This is a genomic window from Aureispira anguillae, assembly GCF_026000115.1.
In the GTDB taxonomy this organism is placed as follows: Bacteria; Bacteroidota; Bacteroidia; order Chitinophagales; family Saprospiraceae; genus Aureispira; species Aureispira anguillae.
Map to the genome: position 1 here is coordinate 4,509,158 of NZ_AP026867.1, position 12,207 is coordinate 4,521,364.

General features: G+C 36.5%; 6 protein-coding genes. All 6 read left to right on the forward strand.

What is annotated here, in order from left to right:
• The first annotated feature begins 61 nt into the window (after nt 1–61).
• The 6 genes from AsAng_RS17875 to AsAng_RS17900 all read left to right on the forward strand — a co-directional run bounded on the left by AsAng_RS17875 (nt 62) and on the right by AsAng_RS17900 (nt 12,049).
• Nucleotides 62–3,160, forward strand: coding sequence for an efflux RND transporter permease subunit (locus AsAng_RS17875; protein WP_264788457.1), 3,099 nt, complete (start codon nt 62–64; stop codon nt 3,158–3,160).
• Between the two features lie 68 nt (nt 3,161–3,228).
• A complete protein-coding gene (locus tag AsAng_RS17880) occupies nt 3,229–4,458 on the forward strand; it encodes a TolC family protein (RefSeq protein ID WP_264788458.1) in 1,230 nt (409 codons plus the stop codon).
• A gap of 170 nt (nt 4,459–4,628) precedes the next feature.
• The gene (locus AsAng_RS17885) at nt 4,629–7,895 is read left to right on the forward strand and encodes a hypothetical protein (RefSeq protein WP_264788459.1); all 3,267 of its coding nucleotides are present in this window, start codon (nt 4,629–4,631) and stop codon (nt 7,893–7,895) included.
• A gap of 169 nt (nt 7,896–8,064) precedes the next feature.
• Nucleotides 8,065–9,147: a right-handed parallel beta-helix repeat-containing protein gene (locus AsAng_RS17890; RefSeq protein WP_264788460.1), complete on the forward strand. Its 1,083-nt coding sequence runs from the start codon at nt 8,065–8,067 to the stop codon at nt 9,145–9,147.
• Nucleotides 9,148–9,594: 447 nt separating this feature from the next.
• Nucleotides 9,595–11,268 (forward strand): T9SS type A sorting domain-containing protein, encoded by a 1,674-nt coding sequence (locus AsAng_RS17895; RefSeq protein ID WP_264788461.1) that lies wholly within the window; start codon nt 9,595–9,597, stop codon nt 11,266–11,268.
• A 244-nt stretch (nt 11,269–11,512) separates the two neighbouring features.
• The gene (locus tag AsAng_RS17900; protein ID WP_264788462.1) at nt 11,513–12,049 is read left to right on the forward strand and encodes a flavodoxin; all 537 of its coding nucleotides are present in this window, start codon (nt 11,513–11,515) and stop codon (nt 12,047–12,049) included.
• Nucleotides 12,050–12,207 lie beyond the last annotated feature (158 nt).

A 12,207-nucleotide genomic window follows, 5' to 3' on the forward strand; every position in this document is an offset into this window, starting at 1 on the left:
TATAGTCCTTTTTTTACCTAAAAGGTAGAAAGCATCAACTCACAACCCAAAATAAAAATAGATGTTAAATATATTAATAAAAAATGCGCTCAATAACCGACCTCTGGTATTGGCACTTGCTGTCTTGCTCATGCTAGCAGGAGGTTGGGTAAGTACACAGGTAGATATTGATGTCTTTCCCGATCTAACAGCACCAACCGTAACGGTTATGACAGAAGCACACGGTATGTCTGCTGAAGAAATGGAACGTTTGGTAACCTTTAAGTTAGAAACAGCCTTAAATGGTGCTCCTGGCGTTCGGCGACTGCGTTCTTCTTCCTCTTCTGAACTATCTACTGTTATTATAGAATTTGATTGGGGAACCGATATTTATAGAGCTCGACAAATCGTCAATGAACGTTTAGGTACCGTACAATCTGACCTACCTGATAATGTAAAAAATCCTGTCATGGCTCCCATTGCCTCTATCATGGGAGAAATTCAGATGGTTGGAATGGTCTCTGACTCCATGTCTGGAATAGATATGAATACCTTAGCCAATTGGTACATTAAACCCCGCCTTTTAGCAGTAGAAGGGGTTGCTAAAGTTGTTATTTATGGTGGAGAAGAAAAGGAATATCAAGTTTATGCTTCGCCCTCCAAAATGAAACTCCACCACGTTTCTTTAGATGAATTGTACAATGCCATTGCGCAACTCAATCACAATGCTTCTGGAGGATATTTGGAACAACACGGCAAGCAGTACCTCATTTCTGGCAAAGGGCGTATCCGATCGATCAAAGAAATAGAAGAAGCCTTTGTTAAGATGGAAGGCGATGTGGCCGTCCGTGTAGCAGATTTAGCTACCGTCAAAATTGGAGGAGCTCCCAAACTGGGCAACGCTTCTATCAATGGTAAAGATGCCATTACGCTTACCATTCTGAAACAACCAACTGCCAATACCTTAAAGTTAACGCAGGAGATTGACAAGACCATTGTAGAGATTGCTCAAAACCTGCCTCCAAGTGTCGTGCTAGATCCCGATCTATTCAAGCAAAGTAATTTTATAGAAAACTCCATCAGTAATCTACAACGTGTTTTATTGGAAGGTGTCTTTTTTGTGATTTTGGTACTTTTTCTATTTTTAATGGAATGGCGCACCACACTAATTTCTGTTATTACCATTCCACTGTCCTTATTAACTAGTATTTTGGTACTATACCTTATGGGGTTCTCAATGAATACCATGACCTTGGGAGGTTTAGCTATTGCTGTTGGTGTTTTGGTAGATGATGCAATTGTTGATGTAGAAAACGTCTATAAACGATTGCGGCAGAATGCTATTTTGCCCCTCGCACAACAAAAGAGTAAATTAAGTATCATTTATGATGCTACTTTTGAGGTTCGTTCTTCCATCCTAAATTCTTCCCTTATCATTATAGCTTCCTTTATTCCACTCTTTTTCCTTAGTGGAGTTGAAGGGCGGTTATTGCAACCTTTGGGAGTTGCCTTTTTAATTGTTATCATTGTTTCTTTATTGGTGGCAGTAGCAATTACGCCAGCCTTGTGTAGCGTTCTATTAAAAACAGATGCCCAAGAAGCCAAAGAACAACAGATTAAGTATAACATTGTCATTCGAAGTTTGATGCGCCTTTACAATAAGGTACTCCAACTAAGTTTAAAACGTTCCTATAGCATCTTAGCCGTTTCTTTTCTTTTATTGCTTGTTGCCATTCTAACCATGTCTGGCTTAGGGCGTTCTTTTTTGCCTGACTTTAATGAAGGTTCTTTGACTATATCGGCAGTCGTTCCACCAGAAACATCCTTGACAGAAACCAACAAGATCGGGCAAAAAATAGAAAAGCTATTGCTCGAAGTTCCCGAAATTGATTTGGTAGGACGTAGAACGGGTCGTGCCTCTATGGATGAACATGCACAGAGTCATTATGCTTCAGAAATTGAAGTCCCTCTAACCATGAAAGAGCGCTCCAAAAGTGCTGTCATGGCAGATATTCGGGCTAAAATTGGTAATATTCCAGGAGTTACCATCAATATTGGACAGCCAATTTCCCATCGTATCGATCATATGATTTCAGGTACTCGTTCTAACATTGCAATTAAGCTATTTGGCGAAGATTTAACCAAAATGTTCCAAATTGGCAACCAAATCAAGCAAAACATTTCTGAAATAGAAGGTATTGTTGATGTCAATTTAGATCAAAAAACAGAAATTCCACATGTCTACATCTATCCCAAACACGAAATGTTAGCTCGAAGTGGCATTAGCATAGAGCATTTTGCAGATTTTATTGACATTGCCATTGGGGGCAAAACAGTGGTGCAAGTCTACGAAAATCAACGTAGTTTTAATCTAAAATTGCGCTTAAAAGAAGATGTTAGAGATCAAATCGAAAAATTAGAACATCTCTTAATTGAAAACTTTGAAGGAGACAAAATTCCATTTGGCAAAGTGGCTAGAATTGTTTCGAACAGTAGCCCTGAACGCATCAATCGAGAAAAAGTACGCCGCAAGCTAGTTATTGCAGCCAATGTTGCCGATAGAGATATGAAAAGTGCGGTAGAGGCTATACAAGCTAAAATTGCTGCAACGGTTCAATTGCCCGAAAGTTATCATATAGAATATAGTGGTCAGTTTGAAAGCGAGCAAAAAGCAACCAGTATGTTATTGCTCACTTCTTTCTTTTCGCTGGTTATCATTTTCTTTTTAATTATGCGAGAATTCAAAGAAGTTTGGCTCTCTGTTATTATTCTAATCAATCTTCCCTTGGCACTCATTGGTGGGGTGTTTATGATTTACTTTGATTCAGGCATTATTTCCATTGCCAGCACCATTGGTTTTATTAGTTTATTTGGAATTGCTACTCGAAACGGCATGTTGCTCATCTCTCGTTATCAAACCTTGATCGCAGAAGGACACCGCTTAAAAGAAGCCATCATAGAAGGCTCTTTAGATCGTTTGAACCCAATTTTAATGACTGCAACAACAACAGGTCTGGCTCTAATTCCTTTAATTTTTGCAGGAGGACAGGCAGGAAATGAGATCCAAAGCCCCATGGCTGTAGTTATTGTGGGTGGGTTAATTTCTTCTACCCTACTCAATCTTGTTGTTGTTCCTTGTACTTTTTACCTATTAAAGCGTCAAGCTACCAACAACGCATAATGTATTTTCAATTTTTACCGTCAGTCGAATTCCTTAAGTAATTCGACTGACGGTCTAAACATATAACTATGAATAAAACTATTAATCGTTCTTTGATTTTTTATTTTCAACGAACGAACATCTATATAAGTATCAGCTTTTTATTGCTGACCAGTTTAGGGCTTAAGGCTCAAACTACCATTAGCATGCAAGAGGCGATTGAGCGCATCAAAACACAGCATCCCAATGTATTACAACAAGATTTGTACATCCAACAACAACGTATTTTAAAAGATGCGGGCAAAGTTCAACCTGCCATGGGGATGGGCTACAGTTTTGAAGAACTAGGATTGGCAGGTTCAGGAGTACACAGTATCTATTTGCAACAAGATTTTAATCTCCCTCAGGTTGCCCAACGAAAAGTTGCGTTACAGGAAGCTTTAGCCCAAACGGGAGAATGGCAAAAAGCAGCTACCCAAAAACAATTGGAACGCTCTGTAGCGGGCTTGTATCAACAGATTCTATTTCTTAAAAGTCAACAAAATCTCAATACAGAACTGCTTGACCTTTATACCAAAATAGAAAAGATTGCCCAAAAGCGAGCAGAAGTAGGAGAAACAGGGCAACTACCCATTATTAGTACACAATCTGCCAAGCAACAAATCCAGCTGCAACAGATGAATACGCAACAAAATTATACGACACAATTGATGCTCCTTCAACAATTTTTGATGGACAATAACATTGAGGGACTTTCGGACACAGCACTTGTTCCATTGAGTATTCCTGCTTCAACAAATGAAATTGAAACGCATCCTTTAGTTCAACAAATTGACCAACAAATGACTGCCAATACGCTACAAAGTGAGGTGATTAAAAGTCAATTGCTACCACAAATATCTACTAGTTTTCAGGTACAGGTTGTAGACCAAACCTTTCCCAACTTTGGAGCACAAATAGGGCTTAATGTTCCTTTATTTAGCAAGGGGATTAAAGCACAAGTTAAAGCCAACGAGTTAACCACAAAAATTCTAGCGCAAAACAAAACTTGGCAAATACAACAGCTAAACAGTCAAAAAGCTATTGCACTAAACCAGATGACTTTGCTCCAAGAACAACTCAGCCATTTTGAACAAGTGCTATTGCCCAACCTCCAACAACAACAAGCGTTGAGTCAACAGGCTTATAGCATTGGGGAACTGGATTATCTAAATGTATTGCAAGGTCTAACGCAAATTATTGCCGCCAAACAACGCTATTTGCAATTGATTTTACAATTAAATTTGGCTTGGATTGATTATCGTTATTTGGTTAAATAGTTGCTAACCCAATTGAACCAATAGGGAGTAAGTTATTCTCTATTGGTTCTTTTATCAAAAATCGTAGAGAGTTATTATATTAGAGTGATTACGACAAGGAATCTTTTTGGGATAATAGATGTTTTTTGAGATGAACTCATTTAAACTCCCTATTATAAATACCAACTCTAATGCCTAATAAACTACACTTTTACACCAAATACAGCAAAGAAAAGATAAAAATCACTGCCAAGCCTTTTGCAAGTGGTGGAGAAGGAGCAATTTATCCCGTTGTAAGCCCTAGAGCCTTTAAACATTTGGTGGCAAAGATTTATTATCCAGAAAAACGCAGTCCTGAGCGGGAGGCAAAAATGAAATACCTCATTCAGCACCCTCCTATTGAATTTCAGCCCAATCAATATCCATCCATTGGCTGGGTGCAGGATTTAATTTATAAAGACAAGCGATTTATTGGTATTTTAATTGTAAAAATCGAAGGTAAAAAGCTCACTAAGCTCACCTTGGGCAAACTTCCTAGAAGAGCCGACAAAGCTTGGCAACGCTTTGCTTTTGGGCAAAAAGAAGCCTTAAAGCTTAGGCTTCATACCTGTTTTAATTTAGCCGTTGTTATTCAACAAATACATCTTAGTGGTCGTTATGTTTTGGTAGATTTAAAGCCTGATAATGTCTTGATGCAACCCAATGGGTTGATTGCAGTGGTAGATATGGACTCGGTGGAGGTAATAGAGGATGGCAAAGCTATTTTTTCGGCTCCTGTAGCCACCCCAGAATATACCCCACCAGAACATTATTGGCAAAAACGAGATACCATTGAAGAAACATGGGATCGTTTTAGTTTGGGGGTTATTTTTTATCAATTGCTTTTTGGCTTGCATCCCTTTGCAGGTTCTTGTCATCCGCCTTATGATCATTTGGTTGGCTTGAATGATAAAATTCAGCACCATCTTTATGTGCATCACAGCCAAAAAAAGGACCTTTTTAAGGTAATCCCTCCTCCCCACCGACAATTGTATCAGGCTCCAAGTAGTTTACAAGAGCTTTTTCACAATTGTTTTGAGGCAGGGGGAGTATCTCCTGATCTACGCCCTACGGCAATGGATTGGTGCGAGGTATTGGCTGATTTGTTGAAGCTTCCTTTTAATAAACTTCCTAAATTAGATATCCCTCCTTCCAATCTATACTTTTTGCCTTCAGATACTGTTCGTACCTTATCTATGGTAATTCCACCACTTGAAGAAAAATTTAAACAGGAGCATATTCTCCTGCCGAAACCGTCAATTTCGAAGGATGATAAAAGGATAAAAAAACAATTAAAAAATGAATATGAAACCTACCTTAAACAGATCAGATACTTGTTTGGCGAGGGCTTAGTTGTCATTATTGCCATCATAGTTTTTATGCTTTTCTTTCCCTATTTGACAGTGATAGGTTTGCTTATCTTATTCTTTGGCATTCGACATTTTTTAGTGAATCCCAATCAGGCGTTTGAAAAAATTGGAAGCAATATTTTATCTCCTTCCACTTATCAACTTATAAATATCCAAAAAGGCAAAAAATATTCGCCTAAAGAGCAATTGGATATGCTTCGCCATACCATTAGCGCCGTGATAGACAAACAACAGCAGCAGCTAACACAACAAGCACAAGCATTAGAAAAACACATTTCGCTTGCTTTTATTGAGCATTATTATAAAAAACGAGCTGACTTAAGACAAAAGCAGGAAGCACTACAAGCATGGGCAGCAACAGCAGAAGCAGCAATTATTCAGGCAAGGAAAAAAGAACTCGCAGCCTATAGGGAACTCTCTATGGAGTTTCATACAAAGCTAAAAAACGATGCCCGTTATTCCGCTTATTTTTTCAACACTTATGCAAATCTAAAAACGAGCTTAGAACGAACCATTAACGTACAACAAAATACGCTGGATCAGATTGAGCAAGGGATAAAAACAAACATAATTCATCAACAACATCAAACGCAACTACAAGAGCTAAAAACTCAAAAAGAAGAGCAACTGATCCTTTTTCAAACAAAACAAAACACTAGCATTGAGAAAGCATTAAAAAAGTTTAAACAAAAAATTTCAAGGAATAGAAAGCGTGAAGAAGATAACTATAATCGTTTTTTGCAACGAGAAAACTTGTTTCAAAATCAGCTCAAGAAAAGTCAACAAAGCATTCAAAAACAGTTAAGAAGATCCTTGCAAAAAATCCGAAAAGAGTTAGGACTAAAATCGGAACAGGAGCTTACTTATTACATCAACTTATTAAAAAAGTTACCAACTAACGAACAGCTAAGTCTTATCCAACATCAACGACAAGAAGAGTTGAATCGCTTTCGCCAACTTATCATTCATCAAAACATAAAGAACCCTCATATTAATATCATCCTTCAATTATTAGAAAAAGAAATCCCATTTTCCCAAAATACCTCGAACCATCCCCCTTCTCTCCATCCAGAAGATTTATTAAAAAGTATGAAACATACTTCCAGTGCAGTAGAAGCATCAATGGTTGAACTTAAAACTGAAATTAATGAATTGGTGAAAGATACTAGTTTGCATAATAATCCAGTTGAATTAGCTTATTGGATCAAAGAGACAGAAGAAAAAATTAAAACGGTTTTCTTTAATCTAACGCAATATTCTAGTATTATAGAGCAACTGTCCAATGATCCTACACTATCGACACTCAAACCAAAATTAAACTGGCACAATCGTTCTGTTCAAAAGGCGGAAATAGAGCTTCAACAGCAGGAACAAGCCCATCATGAACGAATACAAAAACTAAAACAATCCTTTGCGGTAAGCATTAATTTTCAAAATATCTTAGACAAAGAGCTAGAAGAAGAAGCGGATCGAGTCAAGAAAAAAACCGTAGAATTGCACCTCAAAAGCAAAGAAGAATTGGCTGCTTTTAGCAAAGAGTTAGATCGTAAAATGACCATTGAGGCAAGAATAATCGATGCCGATTATCAAGAGCAGGTGTCCCTCCTAAAAAAAGAAAGCGACCAAGAAAAAATCCAAGCGAATGAAATACTGGCCGCTGCCAAAAAAACACAGGTACAATTAAATGAAGACCACCAAACTTTTTTGTCTAAAATAGGTGTAGTAAGAGCAGAAGCAGAACAAACTTATGCTCCTCAAAAACTGCTGCTAGAAAGCCAAACAAAGGCAATCCAAACGTTAGCCAAAGACATTCAAAAAGATCATCCAAAAGCAATCCATTTGTTCAAACAATACAAAAAAAATAGCCCTCGAATAAAACTACTAAAGGAGAATTATCAACAAAGTCTAGAAGAAATTAATCAATTACAGACTGAAAAAATAAAACTAGACGCACTTAGACAATGGCAAGAAAATCATACTACTAAAATTTACATTCAGGATTTATTACTCAATAAACTGGAACAATTTGAAAAAAAGAACAAAACTTAAAACAAGGTAATTCTAACCTATTATTACACCTTATTTTTATTTATAATTTCTGCACTTATACATGGATATTTACATTTAATCCTTTTGAAAATCAAAATAATATAGTATTTTTGTTAGTAAAATTTATTCCTACATTTTTGATATTTCGTACAATATTAAAATATATACAATGCGCTCTCATAAATACTTTTATGTTGTTTTTATATGGATTGGTATACTTAGCAATCTACAAGCAACAACTTATGTCAGTCAGCATATAGACAAGGACACCAAATGGCTCAAAATCAACAGCCCATATATTGTCACTGTTGATATAACCATTCAATCTGGTGCTACTTTAGAGATTGAGGCAGGTACCAAAATTTTATTTTCAAAAGAAACACAAATAGTAATTGCAGGAAATTTGATCGCCAAGGGTAGCCCCAGCCAAAAAATAAGCTTTACTGGTTTGGGAGATTCGGATTGGAATGGCTTCTATTTTTCCAAAGAGTGTAATGATTATAACCCTAGTACACAAGAAGGGATTTGTTTTGACTATTGTGTATTCAAAGGAACGGGCAACTCTCCCGCTCATTTAATTCGATCCAAAGGCTGTGACATTAACCTGTCCAACAGTACCATTGAAAGTTGCTATACGGCAATACAAACGGAACGACAAGCGGAAATGTGGATTAGTAATTCTACCTTCAAGAACTGCAATCGAGTACTGAATATACGCAATACTAGCTTGGCAACGGTTACCAATAACAAAATGATTGCTTGTAACTCTATATTGCTAGGAGGCACCACAACGTTTAAAGATAATATCTTAAAAAGGTTTACGGCAAGAGGCAGGCATTCTGGTATTGTTGTATGGATGTTGGGAGGGGGAATCGTAAACATCAGTGACAATCAATTTATCAAGTTTGAAGATTATGCTATCAAGCTTCACAAAATGAGTAAACGCTCTTCTTTTTTGGTTCATAACAATGATTTTAAGCACAATAAAACCAACTTAAAATTATCTTGCCAATACTATAACAAAGGCAATTCTACGGTTGAAAATAATAATTTTTATAATTGCAAACAATACCACATTACCCTATTTGCCCCTTGTTCGGATGAAGCGCAAGATACCTTGAATATTGGTTCCAATTATTGGGGGCGTTTATCCAATCATGAAGTAAAAGAAAGCATTCTAGATCATCACCAAGATAAAAATATAACAGCAAAAGTTCAATACGATCCTATCCTCAAAAAAACAACCCCATAGCAGAACTTTAGCTGATAATCAACTGAAAATAAAGCATCTCCAACAAAATATATTTTTATTTTTTGGTCGTTTTACTCTTTTTTTATAATATTCTATGTATATTTAAGTGTGGTAGTTTGTGTTTTTTTTAGTTTTTCCTTAAAAAAAGCAAAAAAAAACGCTTATCAAATTGATTTTAAAGCCATTAATTAACAACTTTCAAAAAAATAAAGCGTTATAGAATCAATAACCACAGAATTTCTCACAAACTATATCAAATAACATTGTTTTATTTTTTGTTTTCATCCCAAAGTTTAATTCCCAAGAACATTAGTTCAACCTAAACCAGAAGAGAACAAAATCTAAAATCCCCCATTACACTCCTATTAATAAAACAGTAAACATATGTATTTTAAAAATTTTACACTTCATTGCTTGCTCCTTATAAGTAGCCTTTATTGTATTCCCATGCAAGCACAACACTCCAATGAATTTTATAATAATGGAGCATTAGTTCACATCCAAGCAGGGGCAGAAGTGCATGTTTGGGGTGACGTTCACATGCATCAAGCTACTGGTGTCTTAGAAAACAACGGCTTGCTTAAAACGCAGGGCAATATGTACTCTGATGAGTTATTTCAACAAAGAGGAACAGGTACAACTTTGATTGAAAATAGCGATGTCAATATTGGAGAGCGTCAGTTTATTTCAGGTAGTTATGCTGTTCGAGGTGGCACTGCTCAAATTGGCGTTAACGATGGTTCTTTTTATAATTTGGAACTCAACAATGACCAACGTGCTGTTTATTTAGTTAATAGCGGTGCTGGTTCTACTCCTCAGTATGTAGCTGACGTAAGAGGATCGGTTAATTTTGACCCACAGGGTTTAGGTCCAACCATGGCGACCAATATCGTTACCCATGATATTGGTACAACAGGTGCCATAAGTTATCCTGCTAATGGTTCTAACTATGCTGCCGAATTTGGTATGATGAATGCAGCAGCAGGACAAGGCAATTACATTAATGATACTTGGCACCAATCGGGCAATAACAATATGTCACTCCAAGACAATGGTTATATTATTGGAAAACATCGCCGTGCGATCAATGCTGCGGGAGGTACTTATGGTTATTTCATAGGTCTAGATCCTGATGTGGCTACCGCTAACAATGCAGGTAACAAAGGGTTTCAATATGTACATTTTGTATTTGGTGCCAATTCTTATGATGTTATTTCTGGCTACTACCAAGCAGGTAGTCCCAATAATACCATGGGGGCAGCAGTCGAATGTAGTGGTTATAATATGAATGATTTTTGGGGCGATAGACATGGCGAATGGATTTTTGACGATATTAACAATGTTAGTAGCGGTGGACAGTATGAAATTCGTGTTTGGCCACAAGATCCTACAACTCCTTGGTCGGGAACGGTTTGGACAATTTCCAAAGACGATGTTTTTGCTTATCCAGCTCCCAATCCTTTGCACAATGACTGCGGACCAACTCCTACCAATCTAAAAAGAACAGGATTTGAAGATTTTTCTGCCTTTGGTGTACTTTCTGGAATTATACTACTAGAATCTAAAATTGTTGATTTGGTTGCAACTCCTATTAATAACAAATTCATTAAGGTGGATTGGTCAACAAGTAAGGAAGTTAATGTAGATCACTTTGTTATCGAAAGAAGTACAGATGATGCCAACTTCTCTCCTATTACAACGCATACTGCTACTGGTAATAGCCAAATTCTACAAAATTATTCCATTGATGACTATGCTGTTTTGCCTAATGTTAATTATTATTACCGCATCAAAATTGTAAATACAGATGGTTCTGTTGATTACACGCATTCTGTGGTAGCAGCCCTTGTCAAAGATGGAAATGTACAAACCATCAACCTCTTCCCTAATCCTATTGCTGAAGGCAATGCAACACTAGAGATTACCTCTATTTCTGACAAGCAGTCTTCTATTATTGTTTATGATGCAATTGGGCAATTAATTATGTCTAAAGAAATTAATGTTCAAAAAGGATTAAATACTTATAGTATAGCAACCCAAGATTGGCCAGGCGGTATTTATTATGTTCATATTAATAGCGCACAGTCTTCAACCGTAAAAGAGTTGATCAAAACAGAATAAAAACTACTATTTAATTTAATACAAAGGTTACTCGATTCGAGTAGCCTTTTTTTATGCCTTAGCGTGACCCCTAAAGTGATTTTTGGAAAGCATTCCACAAAAATTAAATCTTTCTTATTTAGATTGAATCCAATTTAATGAATTATAATGCCTTTTTTACAAATTTTTTCCCGACATTTGCACTCTAAAATTATGTTATTGGGTATAGCATGTACTACCAATAAAAGAAGGAAGAATATTACGTATGAATAAAATTGGTCTTTTTTGGGGTTCCGATACAGGAATGACAGAAGAAATTGTCACAGTGCTTATTGACTTGATCGGAAAAGATCTAGTGGATAGTGTTAATGTATTTAATACCAGTATTGAACAAATTGAATCCTATGAACACTTGATATTAGGGCTTTCAACTTGGTATGATGGAGAGCTACAAAGCGATTGGGATGAATTTTTTGAACAGTTTGAAAAAATTGACTTTTCGAACAAAACGGTTGCTTTATTTGGTCTAGGGGACCAAGAAGGCTACGCTGAATATTTTGTTGATGGCATCGGAATTATAGGTGATGTTGTTCAACAAAATGGCGGCAAAATTGTTGGTAAATGGAGTACTAAAGGATACGATTTTGAAGCATCCAAAGCAATCGACCAAGAGGGTCTATTTTTAGGTCTTGCGATTGATGAAGACAACCAACCTGAACAAACCGATGAACGTCTAGAACAATGGGTGCATCAATTAAAAAAGGAAGGTTTTTTTGATAAAATTAAGTGTTTAGAAGAATAGTGCTTCTTAAGTAATGGGGCAAAATTATTTATAGAATTTGCAGTAAAAGATTTTTGATATTAACAAGGCGAAAAACACAGTCATAGCCTTAGCTATGGCGAGTATTTTCAACACAGTTAAGATTAAAAAGATTGCTCGAATAAACTATCAATAATTTA